Below are 17,223 nucleotides of genomic sequence, written 5' to 3'. Positions count from 1 at the left end.
CCCCGGCCGGCCCTGCGACCGTGGGGGAGTGCAGGCGATCCTCGAGGAGTTCGACGAATACCTGGATTTGCAGTGCCTGCGTTCGGCGCACACCCGCCGCGCCTACCTGGGCGACCTGCGCTCGCTGCTCGCGTTCGCGGCGGAGCGCGGCGTCGGCCTGGACGGGTTGAGCCTGCCGCTGCTGCGCTCGTGGTTGTCCGCCGCGGCCGCGGCCGGCGTCGCCCGCACGACACTGGCCCGGCGCACCTCGGCGGTCAAGGCGTTCACCGCCTGGGCCGTCCGGCGTGGCCTGCTGGACACGGATCCGGCCGCGCGGCTTCAGGTTCCCAAGGCGCACCGCACCCTGCCCGCGGTGCTGCGCCAGGACCAGGCCCTCGACGCCCTGGCCGCCGCCAAATCCGGTGCGCAGCAAGGTGAGCCGATGGCCCTGCGGGACCGGCTCATCGTCGAGATGCTGTATGCCACCGGGATCCGCGTCAGCGAGCTGTGCGGCCTGGACATCGACGACGTGGACACCCGGCATCGGCTGGTCCGCGTCCTGGGCAAGGGCAACAAGCAGCGCAGCGTGCCGTTCGGGGCGCCGGCCGCCGAGGCGCTCGACGCGTGGCTGGCCGACGGGCGTCCCGCCCTGGTGAACGCCGACTCAGGCCCGGCGCTGCTGCTGGGCGCGCGGGGACGCCGGATCGACGTCCGCCAGGCCCGCACGGTGGTGCACCAGACCGTCGCCGCGGTGGACGGCGCGCCGGACATAGGTCCGCACGGCCTGCGGCACAGTGCGGCCACACACCTCCTCGAAGGGGGCGCCGACCTGCGCGTCGTCCAGGAGCTGCTCGGCCATTCCAGCCTGGCGACCACGCAGCTCTACACCCACGTCGCGGTGTCCCGGCTGCGCGCCGTGCACGACCAAGCCCACCCCCGCGCCTGAGCGCCGCCGCGGCCCGGGCGACGGGCCGGCGTCGTCACACGTCGCGTCGCACCAGTCCCATCGGCCACACCAGGCGCTGGCGGAGGGCGCACTGCGAGTGCCCACCTCCGAGCGACAACACGTTTTCGCAGGTCATGGGCCCGCCCGAGATTGTCGCTCGGAGGTGGGCGCAACGCCTGTCCACCCGCGCAGCGACGCGTGTGGCGCCTGTTACCCATGTTGCGCGGCGTCGCCCGGCGGCCGCAGCGGCTTGAGCCGGATCGGCGTCGACCTCAGCAGGCCCAGCGGATCGACATAGTGGGCCCCCGACGCCGGACCCCACATCGCGCCCCAGTGCAAACACGCCGCGACCCGGCACCCCGGGTGGCCGGCCATCAACGTCCCGATCACGGTCCCGGCCGCCACCGACTGCCCGGCCCGCACGGCCGCCCGCACCGGCTCGTAGCTGGTGCGCAAGCCCCCGGGATGCGCCAGCGACACCACCGGCCGCCCCACCAGCAGCCCGGCGAAGACCACGGTGGCCGCGCCCGCCGCGTACACCGGCTGACCGGCGGCGCCGGCCAGGTCCACACCGCGGTGGCCGGGATGCCAATCCTGCACGGGGGCATCGAACGCCCGGGTGACGGCCGGCGGCGGGCGCAACGGCCAGTCCAGGCGATCGTCGTCGGCCGCCGCCGGCGCCGCGCTGACCAGGGCCGCACCCAACGTCAGCGCCATCCACCGCATCCAGGCAGTTCAGCGCGGCCCGCCCGGCCACGCCACCCGGCCGCACCGGCACTGTGGACGGCGACGCCGCCTGGGGAAGCGTGGCAAAAGCACCCGCCGAACCGGTGTAAACTGCTGGTCGCAGCTCGTCCGCGGGCTGACTTCGCGCGTCCGCATCGCGTCTCCGGTTCCACGAGGAGAACGCAATCGCGTGCCGGGCGGTCCCGACCGGATTTTCCGGACGGGTCCGGCATCGCAGCAGGCGCCAGGGCCCGGCTTCACCCGATGCCAGGCGACAACCGACACAAGTAAGGCACAACCATGGCCGTCGTAACCATGAAGCAGCTGCTCGACAGCGGCACCCACTTCGGGCACCAGACCCGCCGGTGGAATCCCAAGATGAAGCGGTTCATCTTCACCGACCGCAACGGCATCTACATCATCGACCTGCAGCAGACGCTGACCTTCATCGACCAGGCGTACGAGTTCGTCAAGGAGACCGTCGCCCACGGCGGCACCGTCCTGTTCGTCGGCACCAAGAAGCAGGCGCAGGAATCCGTCGCCGCCGAGGCGACCCGCGTCGGCATGCCCTACGTCAACCAGCGCTGGCTGGGCGGCATGCTGACCAACTTCTCCACCGTGCACAAGCGGCTGCAGCGCCTCAAGGAGCTCGAGGCGATGGAGCAGACCGGTGGCTTCGAGGGCCGCACCAAGAAGGAAATCTTGATGCTGACCCGCGAGAAGAACAAGCTGGACCGCAGCCTTGGCGGTATCCGCGACATGGCCAAGGTGCCGTCGGCCATCTGGGTCGTCGACACCAACAAGGAGCACATCGCCGTCGGCGAGGCCCGCAAGCTCGGCATCCCGGTCATCGCGATCCTGGACACCAACTGCGACCCCGACGAGGTCGACTACCCGATCCCGGGCAACGACGACGCGATCCGGTCGGCCGCGTTGCTGACCAAGGTCATCGCCTCCGCCGTCGCCGAGGGCCTGCAGGCCCGCGCCGGGGTCGGCCGCGGCGACGGCAAGCCCGAGGCCGAGGCCGCCGAGCCGCTGCCCGAATGGGAGCAGGAACTGCTCGCCTCCGCCGCTGCCAGCGCCCCCACCGACGCCGCTGCGGGCACCCCCGAACCAACCACCACTGAATCCTCCTAGGAAGGCTGAACATTGGCGAACTTCACCGCTGCCGACGTCAAGCGGCTTCGGGAACTCACCGGTGCCGGCATGCTCGACTGCAAGAACGCGCTGGCCGAAAGCGACGGCGACTTCGACAAGGCCGTCGAGGCGCTCCGGATCAAGGGCGCCAAGGACGTCGGCAAGCGCGCCGAGCGGGCGACGGCCGAGGGTCTGGTCGCCACCCAGGGCGGCGCGCTCATCGAGTTGAACAGCGAGACCGACTTCGTGGCCAAGAACGCGGAGTTCCAGGCGCTGGCCGACCAGATCGTGGCCGCGGCCGTGTCGTCGAAGGCCGCCGACGTCGACGCGCTCAAGGCTTCTTCTATTGACCAAACCTCGGGTACCAAGACCGTCGAGCAGGCGATCGCCGAGCTGTCGGCCAAGATCGGCGAGAAGTTGGAGCTGCGCCGGGTCGCGAACTTCGACGGCACCGTCGAGGCGTACCTGCACCGGCGGGCGGCGGACCTGCCCCCGGCGGTGGGCGTGCTGGTCGAGTACCAGGGCTCCGACAAGGAGGCCGCGCACGCGGTCGCCCTGCAGATCGCCGCGCTCAAGGCCCGCTACCTGTCCCGCGACGACGTGCCCGAGGACGTGGTGGCCAGCGAGCGCCGCATCGCCGAGGAAACCGCCAAGGCGGAGGGCAAGCCGGAGCAGGCCCTGCCCAAGATCGTCGAGGGCCGGTTGAACGGCTTCTTCAAGGACGCCGTGCTGCTCGAGCAGCCGTCGGTGTCCGACAGCAAGAAGACGGTCAAGGCCCTGCTCGACGACGCCGGTGTGACGGTGACGCGGTTCGTGCGCTTCGAGGTGGGTCAGGCGTAGCCGGCGCGCGTGAGCGGCTAGCGTCACTGCTATGCGGCACGTGCACGCGTTCGGCGACGACGCCCTCGGCGATCTCGACGCGGTCGGGCTCGCCGAGGCCATCCGCTCCGGACGCGTCGGCAGGGCCGAGGCGGTCGAGGCGGCGATCGCCCGCACCGAAGCCGTCGACCCGGCCCTGAACGGGTTGGCGTACGCGGGTTTTCGGCAAGCGCGTGCGGCCGCCGAGCAGGCGGCCGACGGCTATTTTTCCGGCGTCCCGACGTTCATCAAGGACAACGTCGACGTCGCCGGGCAGCCCACGATGCACGGCACCGACGCGTGGACACGCCGCGACGCCGTCGCCGACAGCGTGTTCACGAAGCTGTACCTGGCCACCGGGATGACCTCGCTGGGCAAGACGCAGCTCTCGGAATTCGGTTTCAGCGCGTCGGCCGAACACCCGCGGCTGGGCCCGGTCCGCAACCCGTGGGACACCGAATACAGCGCCGGCGCATCCTCATCGGGGTCGGGCGCCTTCGTCGCCGCCGGTGTGGTGCCGATCGCGCACGCCAACGACGGCGGCGGCTCGATCCGCATCCCGGCGTCCTGCAACGGGCTCGTCGGCCTCAAACCGTCGCGCGGGCGGTTGCCCCTGGACGCGGTGCTGCGCCGGATGCCGGTCGGCGTCGTCGTCAACGGCGTGGTGACCCGTTCGGTGCGCGACACCGCGGCGTTCTACCGGGAGGCCGAGCGGATCTGGCGTAACCCCAAGCTGGCCCCGGTCGGGGACGTCACCGGGCCCGGCCGGCAGCGGCTGCGGATCGCGGTGTTGACCCGCTCGATCCAGCGCGAGTGCAGCCCCGCGGTGCGGGAGCTGACGCTGAAATCCGCGGGCCTGCTCGAAGAGCTGGGCCACCGCGTCGAACACGTCGACGAACCGCCGGTGGCGGCCAGTTTCGTCGACGACTTCGTGCTGTATTGGGGATTTTTGGCGCTGGCCCAGGTGCGCGGCGGACGGCACATGTTCGGCGAGACGTTCGACCGCGCCAAGCTCGACTGCCTGACGCTGGGCCTCATGCGACACACCGGCCGCCACCTGCACCGGCTCCCGGCGGCGATCATGCGCCTGCGCGGGGCGCGGCGGCGCACCGCGCGGTTCTACGGCACCTACGACGCGGTGCTCACGCCGACCCTGGCCGACGAGACGCCCCGCATCGGGTTCCTGGCGCCGACCGACTATCAGCAGGTCATCAACCGGCTGATCGAGTGGGTGTCGTTCACCCCGCTGCACAACGTGACCGGCGAACCGGCGATCTCGCTGCCGTTGGCCCAATCCGCCCACGGCATGCCGGTCGGCATGATGCTGTCGACCGGTATGGGGCAGGAGTCGCTGCTGCTCGAACTCGCCTACGAACTCGAAGAGGCCCGGCCGTGGGCGCGGATCCAGGCCGGGTGATCAGGCCCGCTCGTCGGACCCGAGTTTTTCGAGCATCCTTTTGAATTCGCGCTGCTGCGTCTCGGTGAGCTTGCTCAGGATCCGGGCGTCGGCGCCGCGCACCGCCGCTTCGGCGCGCTTGAGCAGGGCGCGGCCCGCGCCGGTCAGGTTGGCCGGCAGCGCCCGCCCCGACGACACCGACGAAGGCCGCTCCACCGCACCGACGTCCTCCAGCTTGCGCAGCACCGTGTTCATCGCCTGCGGGGTGACGCCCGCGTGGCGGGACAGCTCGGCGCTCGACATCCCCGGGTGCATCGAAAGGATGCGCAGGCAAACGAATTCGGGCAGGGCCAGGTCCAACGGACTCAGCACCGCGGCAACCTCCGGCCGCAACACCGTCCCCACCCGGTACAGCAGATAGCCAAGCGGGGCGTCGTCCTGATTCATGTCAACCATGTTGACATATGTCCGCCTGGTCACGGCGCACATTTCCCGGACCGCGATTGCCCGGCCCGCAACGGGGTAACCGACCGGCGGTAACAGGTTTCCCGCACCGCTTTTGGCGCACGAGGAGGTTCGATGCCGAAGACGACGAAAGGCGGAGCGCCCAAGAAGAGCGAACTGCCCAGCACTTTGCGGCGTTCCGACGCCAAAGCGCAACGCACGTTCGCGAAATCCCACGACGCGGCCGCCGACCAGTACGGCAGCGAGGAACGGGCCCACCGGGTGGCTTACGCCGCCGTCAAGCACAGTTTCGAAAAGGTCGGCGACCACTGGGAACCCAAGGAGAAGAAGGGGCCGTCCGACGAGCGCGCCGAGCGTGGCGGGCTGCGACCGTCCGGCGAGTCGGCCGAGGGCGTCGACGCCAACGCCAGCAAAAAGCATCTGCTCGACGTGGCGCGCCGGCTCGAAGTTCCGGGCCGATCGACGATGAACAAAGCGGAGTTGGTCGACGCGATCAAGAAGCACAATCGCCGCGTCCGCGGACGCTGAGCGGGAATCGCCAACTCCCCGCGGTCCTTTGCGTTCGCGTGCGCACCGCGGCGATGCGGCGCCGTTTGCCGCCCGAGTCCGCGGGTACGTGACTGCCCGTGGTCGCGAAGCGTTCGCGCACAGACGACACCAGGGAGCAGTGACATGAGCGAGCCGGATTCCGTCATCCACAATCTGCGCGACACGCTCAACAACGAGCCCGGTCTCGCGGATCGGCTCGAGCGGTCTTTGCAAAAGGCGCGCGGGCGGGCCGAATCCGAGCTGAACCCGGAGCTGTACGAGGCGCTCGAGTGGCCGCGCGACATCGGCGAGTACGAGGCCTACCTGAAGCGCTTCCTCCGATGGGTGCCCCACGAGTCGGACGCGGACGCCTGGAAGAACGAAAAGCGGCAGGCTCAAGAGGTCAGCGATCGCATGGCGCACTTCTACTTCCTGGTCGACCAGGGCGACGAGCCGGCCCAGGGCTCCGGTGTCTTTCGGGAATGGCTGACGGACTTCGCCCGGCAGTGGGGGAATTTCCTGGACACGCCGGAGTCGTTCAGCCCCGAAGCCCTGCAGTCGTTCATCGACAACGCGCCGGAGTACCGCATCCATGAGTCGCTGGTCGACGGCGTCCCGAACGCGCCCAGCGGATGGCTGACCGCCAACCAATTCATCGCGCGGGAAATCAACGGAGGGCTGCGCCCGATCGCCGAGCCGACCACCAACCTGGTGGTGACCTCACCGGCCGACTGCAAATACCAGCACGCCTACGACATCGCTGCCGACTCGAGCATCCCCGCCACCACCGTCAAGAACGAAAAGTACGGCAACATCAAGCAACTCATCGAAGGAAGCCAATACAGCGAGAGCTTCGCCCGCGGCACCTTCGTGCATTACATGCTGCCGGTGCATGCCTACCACCGCTATCACCTGCCCGTCGCGGGACTGGTCGAGGAGTCCTTCCGGATCAACGGGAAAGTCTTCATGCGGGTGGGCCTGGAAGAACACGAGTTCGCCTCCAGCGACAGCGCCAGCAGCGGGTACGAGTTCTCCCAGACCCGCGGCGTGGTCACCGTCGACACCTCGCAATCGGATTGCGGCGACATCGGCATCGTGGCGGTCATCCCGGTGGGCATGGCCCACGTGTCGTCGGTCGTCCTCACCGCGGTGCCCGGCAAACACATGGCCAAGGGGGAGGAGTTCGGGTACTTCCAGTTCGGCGGCTCGGACATCATCATCCTCTTCCAGGAGGGCGTCGATCCCCAGCTGGACACCAGTGAGGAGTTCCGGCTGGTCGGTTCGCCGGTGGCGCGCTGCGCCGCGCCGCGAAACCCGCAGTGAGGGTGATTATTACGCCGCCCAAGGGGTAAAAGCCCTGCCTGCGGGGGGCAAGGCGGCTTCTCCGACGGTGCGGATCGAGCCGTTCGAGGTCGCCTCGGTCGATCGTTTGTGGGGCTATCAGTCGGGGTAGTCAGCCGCAATGGCCGGTCTCCTGGGGCGACTGTGGCTCACGGCGTGGCACAAGGTGCTGTCCTCGCCCCTCCTCACGCTCAACGGCTACGTCGCCTTCGACTTGCCGCGCACCGTAACCGCGTTGGGCACATCGCTGCTCATGGGCCTGGTGGCGGTGCACGCCTACCTGGCGGCCACCCGGCCCGGCCTGCCGCTGTATTTCTGGGTGTATCTGGCCGCGCTGATCGCCGCCTGCCTGGCCGTCGCCGCCGCGATGGCGTTTGCCGCCAAACCCCTTGTGCCGCAAGCGGGCTGGTACGCCGGGAGCCTGGTGTGCGCGGCCTTCCTGGTGATCTATCTGGTCAGCCGGTTTGTCAGCCTGCCGGGTCTGGTGGCGGTGACCGGGCGGTGGGACCTGGCCCCGGGAACGTTTGCCATGGCGTTCGCCGGTGCCTTCATCGCCGTGCACACCACCGTCCTGTCCGGCATCAACGTGGCGTATCCGCAACGGCAGAACTGGCGCGACTGAACGGTGACGACATGACAGTGCTCGACTATCCGGCGTGGCTGCGCATCGACCACTGGCTCAATGTCCTTTTTCTGACGCTGGTGATCCGCAGCGGCATCGAGATCCTGTCCACGCACCCGAAGCTGTACTGGCACGACGACAGCAGGCCCGGCAGCGAGTGGGCGCGCTTCACGGTCAAGGAAATGCCGGTCAACAAGCTCTACGACACCCTCGACGAGGAGGAGGACTACAGCTCGCTGTTCTCGTTGCCCGGCCACAAGAAACTCGGCATGGGCCGCCACTGGCACTTCTTCTCGGTGATCGGCTGGATCCTCGTCGGCCTCTCGTATTACATCCTGCTGTTCGCCACCGGGCAGTGGCACCGGTACTGGCCGGCGTCGTGGTCGATCTTCGGTGAGGCGTGGAACGACGTCGTCACCTACATGAGTTTCAACCTGCCGCCGCTGCTGCCGGGCGAGCCACTGGATGCCATCCAGAAGCTGACCTACGCCGGGGTCATCTTCGTGCTGGCGCCGTTCCAGATCCTGACGGGCGCCGCGCAGTCACCGGCCATCGAGGCCGCGTTCCCCTGGTATGTGCGCATGTGGGGCGGCCGGCAATGGGCGCGCAGCCTGCACTTCCTCGGCCTGATCGCGTTTGTGGTGTTCATCGTCATCCACCTGTCGATGATCTTCTTCTGGAGTTGGGGCCAGCTCACCGCGTCGATGATCTTCGGTTCCGTGCGCAACATCGGTTGGGCCACCGCCCTGTCGCTGGTGATCATCGCGGCCATCGTCGCCGTCCACGTCGCGGCGACGGTGTGGAGCCTGCGCCGGCCCGTTCAGGTGCGCCGCGTGCTCGGCGCCGTGGTCACCCGCGCCCGCAAAATCCTGTTGCGGCCGCTGAATTCGAGGCAGAACTACCCCGAGCGGATGACGTCCAAGGAGCACCGGGTCAACGGCAAGCCGCCGACCAGCGCCGAGTACAAGGTGATGGCCGTGCACAACTTCGTCGATTGGCGCGTGCGGGTGGGGGGGCTGGTGGAAAACCCGGTGACGCTGGACCTCGACGCGCTGCGCGGCCTGGCCGAGCAGCAATCGCAACGCGTGATGCACAACTGCGTGCAGGGGTGGACCAGCATCGGCCAGTGGAGCGGAATTCCGCTGGCCCAACTCGCCGATCATGTGCGTCCGCTCCCGCAGGCGAAGTACATCTGCTTTTTGACCATGCAGGACACCGGCCGCGACGAGCCCAGCGCGGAGGGGGAGGGCCAGTTCTACGAGGTGATCGATCTCGAACTCGCCTACAAGCCACAGACGTTGCTGGCCTACGAGATGAACGGGAAGCCGCTGCCCATCAAGCACGGGGCGCCGCTGCGGCTGCGGGTGGAGACCCAGGTCGGTTTCAAGATGGCGAAGTGGATCAACCAGATCGAGTTCATCGACGACTACTCCGGCATCGGCCACGGCCTTGGGGGCTGGCGCGAGGACAACGTCCACTACGACAAGGACGTGGAGATCTGACATGCCCGACCCTTCGGCAACGCGTCCCGAGCTGATCGACCTGCAAAGCGTTGAGCGCGAACGAGTTTCAGAGCTGGTGGCCGTCAAGGGCGGACACTGTGCCGGCTGCGGCGGCAGGGACTTCGCCGTCGGGCACGCGCTGTATCTCGGGTTCTTGTTCCTCGACGAGGACGACGACGCCTTCATGGTGGCGTTGACGTGCCGCAACGACGACTGTCCGGCCCCGCGTACCGGAATCGTGTTGGCCGCCAACGAGTTTTTGTCCGACTACCGGGAGATCTCCGACGTCGAGGACATCGCGAGCCGCGCCAGGGCGAGACAGGCTAGCGCAACGTGGGGTGGCTCGGGGTATCGGTGAACCGCGGCCGGGCGAGATCGAACCTCTCGATCAACTCCGACACGGAACGCAGGTCGTCACATAGGGATTGGAACCGTCGTTCGGCGGGCTCGTCGAGCACGCCCAGGCAACTGTAGTGCACCAACCGGCGGAACCTCCCGGCGAGCGCTGCCCCCCAACGGATCCCGAAGTCGTAGGCCTGCCCTTCGGGAACGTCGTCGAGCCGCGCGAGCTCTTTGAGCGCCGCGATCTGCTCCTCGAGCAGCTCGAAGTCGTCATCGATGCCGATCGGCTCGGGCCGCCGCGCTGTGGTGCTCATCTGAACTCCCTCACAGGCGTGGCTTCGCCACGCTGATCACGTGGGGCTGGCCGCGCAGGGTCAGATACACCCGCTTGGGCCCGATCGCCATCCCGGACAGCGGCGCCGAAGCGACCGGGCCCGACGGCAATCCCGCCCGGTAGTCGAGGGTGCGGATCACCCGGATGGTCCCGTTCGGAAAGCCGGTGAAGCTCGCGGTTTCCAGCACCGTCACGTCGCGGTCGGTGGCCGCGTAGATGCGCGTGTCGTCGGTGCCCAGATAGCGAATCGGCGACGACAGCTCGGTTCGGGCCAGCACCTCGAGCCCGTCCCCGCCGCGACGCGAGTCGACCGCGTACAGCACCTTGTCGTCGCGCCCGGCCACATAGCTGCGGGTGACCTGGGTTCCGTCGCCCGCCCACACGGCGACGGCCATCGGAAGCGAGCCGCGTTCTTCGGGCGGCGACGTGGGCCCCTTGTAATAGCGGATGCCCGAGGCGCCGTAGAGGTGGTACTCGATTTGCCGCCCGCGGTTGGACCCGTCGATCGTGTCGGCCGGGTCCCCGGCGTAGGTGGCCGTCGGCAGCTTGCGGAACCCGTACTGGTCCACCGGCGTCACCGACGAACCGTCCGCGGCGAGCGCCAGCAACACCCGCATGCCGGCGTCCTCGGCGAGGTAGGAAGGCGCGGGGCCGGCGTCGATTTCGGCGACCGGCCGCAGGGTCGCGATGTCGACGACGGCGACCTTGCCGCGCTCCGGCTGCGGCACGAAGACGTGGCGGTCGTCCTTCTGGCTGATCTGCAGGTTGCGCCCGGACCCCATCGGGGCCGACAGCCGGGTATGGGCGGTGCCCGGCCCGGCGTAGCCGATCGCGGCCAGCCGGTGATCGTCGGTGAGGCCCAGCAACTCGTGGTCGTGATAGGACCAGACCGGGTCATGCAGGGCCGCGTCGATGGTCGCCACGCTGACCGCCGGCGCGCTCTCCAGCGAGGACCCGGGGGCCGAACATCCCGCTACCGCCACGACTCCGGAGGCCGCCGCGACCGACCATCGTCGCAACCTTCGCCGCTGACCGCTCCCGATGGCCACGATCGGTGCCATCCTTTCGCCGTTTCGCCCGTCCGGGCTGTACCCCGGCGGGCGGCCCGTTACACCTGCGAGAGGGCGCGACGGGATCGCCGCCTACAGAATCGGCCGCCCGCCCGTGACGGCCACCCGCGCCCCGGAGATGTAGCTCGCGTCGTCGGAGGCCAGCAGCACGTAGAGCGGGGCGAGTTCGGCGGGCTGGCCGGCACGCCCCAGCGGCACGTTGTCGCCGAAGGACTCCACGCTGTCCGGCGGCATCGTCGACGGGATCAGCGGCGTCCAAATCGGACCCGGCGCCACGCTGTTGACCCGAATCCCCTTCTCGCCCAACAGCTGAGCCAAGCTGGCGGAGAAATTGGCGATCGCCGCCTTGGTCGCGGCGTAGGGCGCCAGGGTCGGATTGGGGCTGTCGGAGTTCACCGACGAGCTGCCGATGATCGACGAGCCGGCGTTCAGGTAGGGCAGGGCCGCCTTGGCGAGGTAGAAATACGCGCCCACGTTGAGCCGGAAGGTGTAATCCCACTCCTCGTCGCTGATCTCGTCCAGGCTCTTGCGCATCATCTGATACGCGGCGTTGTTGACCAGGATGTCCACGCCGCCCAATTCCTGCACCGCCCGGTCCACGACGGCGCGGCAGTGGGCGGCGTCGGAGAGGTCACCGGGCACCAGCACGCACTTGCGTCCGGCGTTGGTGACGTAGCGGGCCACGTCGCGCGCGTCGTCGTCCTCGTTGAGGTACGCGATCAGCACGTCGGCGCCCTCGCGCGCGAAGGCGATCGCGACCGCACGCCCGATGCCGCTGTCGCCGCCGGTGATGATCGCCTTTTTGCCGAGGAGTTTTCCCGAGCCCTGGTAAGTGTTTTCACCACAATCGGGAATTGGATCCATCTGGGCCTGCACGCCCGGGACGGATTGTTGTTGCGCGGTAAAGCCCATCTTGATTTCCTTTGCCTCGCTCGAAAGTTGGCCATGTCATTGGAGAAGCCGGCCCGGGCAAACGCCGGCGCCGCTTCCCGCTTTACGATTCGCGACGGGTTGGGCCGGCGGCCGGAACGTCCGGATCGTCGTCGGCCGGCGGCTCCGGGTCCCGCCACTCCTCGCTACGGCTGGACCGATTGCCGCGGACCGTGCCCTCCAGTTCGTGCTTGAGCTCGTCGTCTTCCCGTGAGCTGTGCTTGGAGTTGCCACGTTGCACGCGATCGCCCCCTTCGCGGATGTCTCGGCCTGTGCTCAGAACGCCTTCGCGCACGGGTTACCCGGCGGCGCACGGCTTAATCGGGGCGCGCGGCGGGTGTTAGCGGTGATGCGGATGTTGTGTTCTGTTACCAAAGATGTCGTCGGCGAAAACACCCGCATTTCACCAGCTAATGGACCCGATTATTGGCGTGCGGCGCGGGTAGATGTTTAAAGCCGGAGCCGCATGGCTATTTCGCTGCGTATATCTGCATGCCCTTGACGGGGGGCGTTTGTGTGCGACGAAAGGAATGAAGAATGAAGGTCACCAAGACGGCCATTAAGACAGTTGCCGCCGCCGGGATTGCGGCCGCGGGCGTTTTCGCCGCGGCGCCGGCTTTGGCTTCGCCGCCGCCCAACATTCAGGGATTCGGCACCAGCGAACAGCTCGTGGACGGCGCCCTGATCACCAATTACACCGTGAGCAACCTGCAGCCGAGCAATGTCACCATCCCGGGCTACACGCCCAAGGGCACGCTCTACCAGGCGGACATCAGCGCCCGGTCGGAGGCCGGCCTCGTGACCCCGATGGTCAACGACTTCATCGCCCGCGGACCCAACGGTCAGAATTACCGGGTGATCGACAAGGTCGGGACCCCGAACGGGCTCAGCCCCGCGCCGATCCCGCAGGGCAGCGAGTCGACCGGCACGCTGTACTTCGACGTGACCGGCGCGCCCCCCAACGGCGTCGTCTACAACGACGGCATGCAAGACGTCCTGATCTGGACGTCGAACATGGAGGGCGGCTCCGCGTCCGGGACGATCAACAGCCCGGCGCCCGGCGCGCCGAACAGCCCGGCACCCGGTGCCCCGCCGGCGCCGGCGCCCAGCGCCTGATCCGGCCGGCAAAACTCCCCGCACCCCCGTGGTGCGGGGAGTTTTTGCGTCCCGACGAATCGGGCGCGGGTGAACCGGGTACCCGGCATTCATGAGTAATCCGGACCACAGGCCGGCGAGCGTGCGCAAACAAGCGCAACGCAACGCCGAGCGAACGCGAGCGGCGATGGACGAGCGGCGCAGCGAACACAGCGGCGGGCTGAGCGGCTGGGTCGCCGAGCGCGCCGGCCGCTGGGATCTGTCCGGCCAGGACGAGGCCGCCCTGCAGCGACAGAAGTATTTGTGGAATGTGCTGGTGGACTATTGGTTTCGGATGGAGATCGACGGCTGGGAGAACATTCCGGAAGCACCGCCGGCGCTGCTGGTCGGGATCCACTCCGGGGCCCCGTTCGTGTGGGACGCCTGGACGGTTGGTCTGCAATGGTGGCGACGGTTCGGCCAGGACCGGCCGCTGCACGGCACCGCCCATGACGCGTTGATGGCAATCCCGTTGTTCGGGCGCTACTTCCGGTCGATGGGGGTGCTCCCGGCCGCCCCGGACGCGATCGCCACCGCCCTGGCCGAAGGGCGTGACGTCGCGCTGTGGCCGGGTGGGGAAGTGGACTCGCTGCGCCCATGGACGGAGCGCGATCGGGCCAACCTCGCCGGGCGGACGGGCTTCGTCAAGATGGCGATCCGGGCCGGGGTGCCGATCGTGCCCATCGCCACCGTCGGCGGGGCCGACGCGATGCCCGTGCTGATCCGCGGCGACCGGCTGTCAAAAGCCTTGCAACTGGACCGGTTACTGCGGCTCAAGGTGTTCCCGCTGGCGATCTCGCTGCCGTGGGGGATCGCCCCGGCGGCGCTGCCCCAACTGCCGCTGCCGGCCAAGATCAGGACGCGCTTCATGCCCGCCGTGGAACTCGACCACGACCCCGCGCGGGCGGACGACGAGGAATACATCGACCGCAAATACCACGAAGTGCAGGATTCCATCCAGGAGGGCATGGACGCGCTGGCGCGCAAGCGCGCCTTCCCGTTCTTCGGGTGACGGCCGCGAAAACCGTTGCGGCCACGTCGATGAGGGCGTCGTGGATCAGGTTGCCCGCGTGGGTGTCAGCGCCGGATCGGCGAGCACCCACTCCGGTTGCGGGGGCGTGGGCGCCCGGTAACCGACCCCGCGGACGGTGCCGATCATGAATTCGTGCCGGGTGCCGAGCTTGGCGCGCAGTCGCCGGATGTGGACGTCGACCGTGCGGGCCCGGCTGTTGCTGTCATAGCCGCACGCCTCCCGCATCAATCGGGTGCGCGTGAAGGCCTGGCCGGCATGCAGCACAAGGAAACTCAGCAATCTGAACTCGGTCAGGGTCAGAGTCAGGTCGTGGCCGTCCAGCGACGCGGTGAAGCTCGCCGGGTGCAGGCGGAGGTCGCCGAACTTCAAGATGCCGTCGGCGGTGCCGCGGCGGCGGCCGACCGCCAGCCGCAACCGCGCCCGCAGCTCGTCCGCGCCGGTGCCGGGCAGCATCACGTCGTCGAAATTGCCATCGGTGTCGACCGCGGCGCAATCCGCCGGCCTCACCAGGGCCACCACCGCGGTAGCGGGGTTCTGCGCCGCCAGTCGGCGGCTAACCGCCTGGGCCGCAGGCATATTGCTGCGCGCGTCGACGATCGCCACGTCGGCGGTGGCGCAATGACCGTCGGTGTGGGCGGTCAGCGCCACGCGCGCCGGGAGCGCGAACGTGGTCAAATCCGGTAAGGCCGATTCGAAATCAGCCTCGTCGGTGAGCACCACAATGTCCATCGACCTGTCCAACGACATCTCCAACCTCGTGAGGTCCCTGCGTTCCCCCCGGTCCGTAGGCGCCTCGCGCGAGATGTCTGGCAGCGCTAGGGCTGTTTACCCACTCGGCCGAAAACTATGCAAAGCTATGCAAACTCAGGCCGGCGCGCTGGAGAAAGTCGATGGGCCCGGCCCATTTTCATGGACCGGACCCATCTTTCCCATCAAGCTACTGGTTGGACTTCTGGCGCTCCTCGGCCGCCTCGGCGCCGCCACGCGCGGCTTCCGCCTCGGCTTCCTTCTTCGCCGCGTCACGCTGCGCTTCGGCCTTGTCCTGCTGCGCCTGGCCCTCACGGGTCAGGTCATCGCGACCGGCCACCGCGCCTACGGCCTCCTTGGCCTTACCCTTGACGTCCTCGACGACGCCCTTCACCGCTTCAGCGGGTCCCGACTTGTTTTCTTCCGCCATGGATCCGTTCCTCCTCGTTGGCGTACTGTGAGCGATCCACGCTCAACGATCGCGAGCGATCGATCCGGTCATACGGCGAACCCGGTCCTCATTGCTCGAGACCGCATATGTCACCGCGTTGTAGCGGGTTCCCCTGCCGTCGGCGGCTCAAACGCAGCGCCGGGCGTCGGAACATTCGGTACCGGCAGGCTCGAAAATCGCTCCCGCACGCCAACTGTGCGCATAATGCACCCCACCGACGCCCCGTTGTGCTGCGATGAGGCAGGATGTGAAATGCCGTTCCGGATGAGATCGCCCGGGATGGCACTCTCATGCGAGGAGTCTGATGACGGAGTCCAGGGAGCCCCACGTCGCCGGCCCGGCGGCTCCGAGGCAGGAGCCCACGAACGGACTGGCTTCCGGCCAGGCGCTGACCCGGGCCAGGTATTCGCGAGTGCTACTCAAGCTCGGCGGCGAAATGTTCGGTGGCGGCCAGGTGGGCCTGGATCCCGACGTCGTGGCGCTGGTGGCGCAGCAGATCGCCGAGGTGGTCCGCGGCGGCGTCCAGGTCGCCGTCGTGATCGGCGGGGGCAACTTCTTCCGGGGGGCGCAGCTGCAGCAGCGCGGCATGGAACGCACCCGTTCGGACTACATGGGCATGCTGGGCACCGTCATGAACAGCCTCGCGCTGCAAGACTTTCTGGAGAAGGAAGGCATCGTCACCCGCGTCCAGACCGCGATCACCATGGGTCAGGTCGCCGAGCCCTACCTGCCCCTGCGCGCCGTACGCCACCTGGAAAAGGGGCGCGTGGTGATCTTCGGTGCCGGCATGGGCCTGCCGTACTTCTCCACCGACACCACCGCCGCGCAGCGGGCGCTCGAGATCGGCGCCGAGGTGGTGTTGATGGCCAAGGCCGTCGATGGCGTCTTCTCCGCGGACCCGCGGCAGTATCCCGAGGCCGAGCTGATCACCGCGATCAGTCATCGCGAGGTCATCGACCGCGGGCTACGAGTGGCCGATGCCACCGCGTTCAGCCTGTGCATGGACAATGGCATGCCGATCCTGGTGTTCAACCTGCTGACCAATGGCAATATCGCCCGGGCGGTCGCTGGTGAGAAAATCGGGACTCTGGTCACCACCTGATGAGGAGCGGCGCAGATGATTGACGAGGCTCTCTTCGACGCTGAAGAGAAAATGGAGAAGGCCGTAGCGGTCGCCCGCGACGACTTGTCGACCATCCGGACCGGGCGCGCCAATCCCGGCATGTTCTCGCGGATCGTGATCGATTACTACGGCGCCGCCACCCCCATCACGCAGCTGGCGAGCATCAACGTCCCCGAGGCGCGCCTGGTGGTGATCAAGCCCTACGAGGCGAGCCAGGTGGGGGCGATCGAGACGGCGATCCGCAACTCCGACCTGGGCGTGAATCCCACCAACGACGGCACCCTGATCCGCGTGGCGGTCCCGCAGCTCACCGAGGAACGTCGCCGCGAGCTGGTCAAACAGGCCAAGAGCAAGGGGGAGGACGCCAAGGTCTCGGTGCGCAACATCCGCCGCAAGGCGATGGAGGAGCTGCACCGCATCCGCAAGGACGGCGAGGCCGGCGAGGACGAGGTCGGCCGGGCCGAAAAGGACCTGGACAAGACCACGCACCAGTACACCACCCAGATCGAAGAGTTGGTCAAGCACAAAGAAGGCGAGCTGCTGGAGGTCTAGCGACCAC

At 68.4% G+C, this 17,223-nt stretch carries 20 protein-coding genes and 1 pseudogene; 13 read left to right on the top strand and 8 right to left on the bottom strand.

Going from position 1 to position 17,223, the window contains the following annotated elements; translation table 11 throughout:
* The first annotated feature begins 28 nt into the window (after positions 1-28).
* Positions 29-925, top strand: coding sequence for a tyrosine recombinase XerC (locus tag P6281_RS18250; protein ID WP_014942634.1), 897 nt, complete (start codon positions 29-31; stop codon positions 923-925).
* Between the two features lie 231 nt (positions 926-1,156).
* On the opposite strand, the pseudogene P6281_RS18245 reads toward P6281_RS18250, so the two are convergent.
* Positions 1,157-1,618, bottom strand: a pseudogene (locus P6281_RS18245) (M23 family metallopeptidase); the annotation flags it as partial.
* 333 nt (positions 1,619-1,951) lie between these two features.
* On the opposite strand from P6281_RS18245, the gene rpsB reads away from it, so the two are divergent.
* Genes rpsB through P6281_RS18230 form a run of 3 tightly spaced genes read left to right on the top strand, consistent with a single transcriptional unit; the run spans position 1,952 to position 5,063 of the window.
* Complete coding sequence (gene rpsB / locus P6281_RS18240; RefSeq protein WP_008258810.1) at positions 1,952-2,788, top strand: 30S ribosomal protein S2; 837 nt, start codon at positions 1,952-1,954, stop codon at positions 2,786-2,788.
* A 12-nt stretch (positions 2,789-2,800) separates the two neighbouring features.
* On the top strand, positions 2,801-3,628 hold the full coding sequence (gene tsf / locus P6281_RS18235; protein WP_008258809.1) for a translation elongation factor Ts: 828 nt from the start codon (positions 2,801-2,803) through the stop codon (positions 3,626-3,628).
* A gap of 31 nt (positions 3,629-3,659) precedes the next feature.
* Entirely contained in the window at positions 3,660-5,063 is a 1,404-nt protein-coding gene (locus P6281_RS18230) for an amidase (protein WP_014382957.1), read from the top strand.
* Here the strand turns inward: P6281_RS18230 and P6281_RS18225 are convergent, their stop codons facing one another.
* The gene (locus P6281_RS18225; RefSeq protein WP_026071277.1) at positions 5,064-5,489 is read right to left on the bottom strand and encodes a MarR family winged helix-turn-helix transcriptional regulator; all 426 of its coding nucleotides are present in this window, start codon (positions 5,487-5,489) and stop codon (positions 5,064-5,066) included. It lies immediately after the preceding gene.
* A gap of 132 nt (positions 5,490-5,621) precedes the next feature.
* On the opposite strand from P6281_RS18225, the gene P6281_RS18220 reads away from it, so the two are divergent.
* The 5 genes from P6281_RS18220 to P6281_RS18200 all read left to right on the top strand — a co-directional run bounded on the left by P6281_RS18220 (position 5,622) and on the right by P6281_RS18200 (position 9,858).
* On the top strand, positions 5,622-6,035 hold the full coding sequence (locus P6281_RS18220; protein WP_014385455.1) for a ChaB family protein: 414 nt from the start codon (positions 5,622-5,624) through the stop codon (positions 6,033-6,035).
* 144 nt (positions 6,036-6,179) lie between these two features.
* The gene (locus tag P6281_RS18215; RefSeq protein WP_014385454.1) at positions 6,180-7,358 is read left to right on the top strand and encodes a phosphatidylserine decarboxylase; all 1,179 of its coding nucleotides are present in this window, start codon (positions 6,180-6,182) and stop codon (positions 7,356-7,358) included.
* Between the two features lie 139 nt (positions 7,359-7,497).
* The gene (locus tag P6281_RS18210; RefSeq protein WP_014385453.1) at positions 7,498-7,998 is read left to right on the top strand and encodes a hypothetical protein; all 501 of its coding nucleotides are present in this window, start codon (positions 7,498-7,500) and stop codon (positions 7,996-7,998) included.
* Positions 7,999-8,009: 11 nt separating this feature from the next.
* The gene (locus P6281_RS18205; RefSeq protein ID WP_041785124.1) at positions 8,010-9,500 is read left to right on the top strand and encodes a molybdopterin-dependent oxidoreductase; all 1,491 of its coding nucleotides are present in this window, start codon (positions 8,010-8,012) and stop codon (positions 9,498-9,500) included.
* A gap of 1 nt (position 9,501) precedes the next feature.
* Positions 9,502-9,858 (top strand): hypothetical protein, encoded by a 357-nt coding sequence (locus tag P6281_RS18200; RefSeq protein ID WP_009952693.1) that lies wholly within the window; start codon positions 9,502-9,504, stop codon positions 9,856-9,858.
* On the opposite strand, the gene P6281_RS18195 is transcribed toward P6281_RS18200, so the two are convergent.
* The 4 genes from P6281_RS18195 to P6281_RS18180 all read right to left on the bottom strand — a co-directional run bounded on the left by P6281_RS18195 (position 9,824) and on the right by P6281_RS18180 (position 12,417).
* Positions 9,824-10,156 (bottom strand): hypothetical protein, encoded by a 333-nt coding sequence (locus P6281_RS18195; protein ID WP_014385451.1) that lies wholly within the window; start codon positions 10,154-10,156, stop codon positions 9,824-9,826. The genes P6281_RS18200 and P6281_RS18195 overlap by 35 nt on opposite strands.
* Before the next feature lie 10 nt (positions 10,157-10,166).
* Entirely contained in the window at positions 10,167-11,237 is a 1,071-nt protein-coding gene (locus P6281_RS18190; protein WP_014942632.1) for a hypothetical protein, read from the bottom strand.
* Positions 11,238-11,318: 81 nt separating this feature from the next.
* Complete coding sequence (locus tag P6281_RS18185; protein WP_008258798.1) at positions 11,319-12,158, bottom strand: SDR family oxidoreductase; 840 nt, start codon at positions 12,156-12,158, stop codon at positions 11,319-11,321.
* Between the two features lie 82 nt (positions 12,159-12,240).
* Positions 12,241-12,417, bottom strand: a complete 177-nt coding sequence (locus P6281_RS18180) for a hypothetical protein (protein WP_167324040.1) — start codon at positions 12,415-12,417, stop codon at positions 12,241-12,243.
* A gap of 296 nt (positions 12,418-12,713) precedes the next feature.
* Between P6281_RS18180 and P6281_RS18175 the strand changes: the two genes are divergently transcribed.
* A complete protein-coding gene (locus P6281_RS18175) occupies positions 12,714-13,292 on the top strand; it encodes an MPT63 family protein (protein WP_008258797.1) in 579 nt (192 codons plus the stop codon).
* A 91-nt stretch (positions 13,293-13,383) separates the two neighbouring features.
* Complete coding sequence (locus P6281_RS18170) at positions 13,384-14,322, top strand: lysophospholipid acyltransferase family protein (protein WP_020188526.1); 939 nt, start codon at positions 13,384-13,386, stop codon at positions 14,320-14,322.
* A gap of 45 nt (positions 14,323-14,367) precedes the next feature.
* Here P6281_RS18170 and P6281_RS18165 read toward each other — a convergent pair whose 3' ends face one another.
* Together P6281_RS18165 and mbp1 are read right to left on the bottom strand one after the other, a co-directional pair.
* Entirely contained in the window at positions 14,368-15,090 is a 723-nt protein-coding gene (locus P6281_RS18165) for a winged helix-turn-helix transcriptional regulator (protein WP_008258794.1), read from the bottom strand.
* Between the two features lie 190 nt (positions 15,091-15,280).
* Positions 15,281-15,520: a microaggregate-binding protein 1 gene (mbp1, locus tag P6281_RS18160; protein WP_008258793.1), complete on the bottom strand. Its 240-nt coding sequence runs from the start codon at positions 15,518-15,520 to the stop codon at positions 15,281-15,283.
* 325 nt (positions 15,521-15,845) lie between these two features.
* Between mbp1 and pyrH the strand changes: the two genes are divergently transcribed.
* Positions 15,846-16,643 carry a UMP kinase gene (pyrH, locus tag P6281_RS18155; RefSeq protein WP_014712070.1) on the top strand — a complete coding sequence of 266 codons (798 nt, stop codon included), beginning with the start codon at positions 15,846-15,848 and terminating at the stop codon, positions 16,641-16,643.
* 15 nt (positions 16,644-16,658) lie between these two features.
* Positions 16,659-17,216, top strand: a complete 558-nt coding sequence (gene frr / locus P6281_RS18150; protein ID WP_008258791.1) for a ribosome recycling factor — start codon at positions 16,659-16,661, stop codon at positions 17,214-17,216.
* The last annotated feature ends 7 nt before the right edge of the window (positions 17,217-17,223 follow it).

Source organism: Mycobacterium sp. 5-140-3-2 (assembly GCF_035666375.1).
Classification (GTDB): Bacteria; Actinomycetota; Actinomycetes; order Mycobacteriales; family Mycobacteriaceae; genus Mycobacterium; species Mycobacterium intracellulare.
This window is presented reverse-complemented; position numbering and strand designations above follow the sequence as displayed.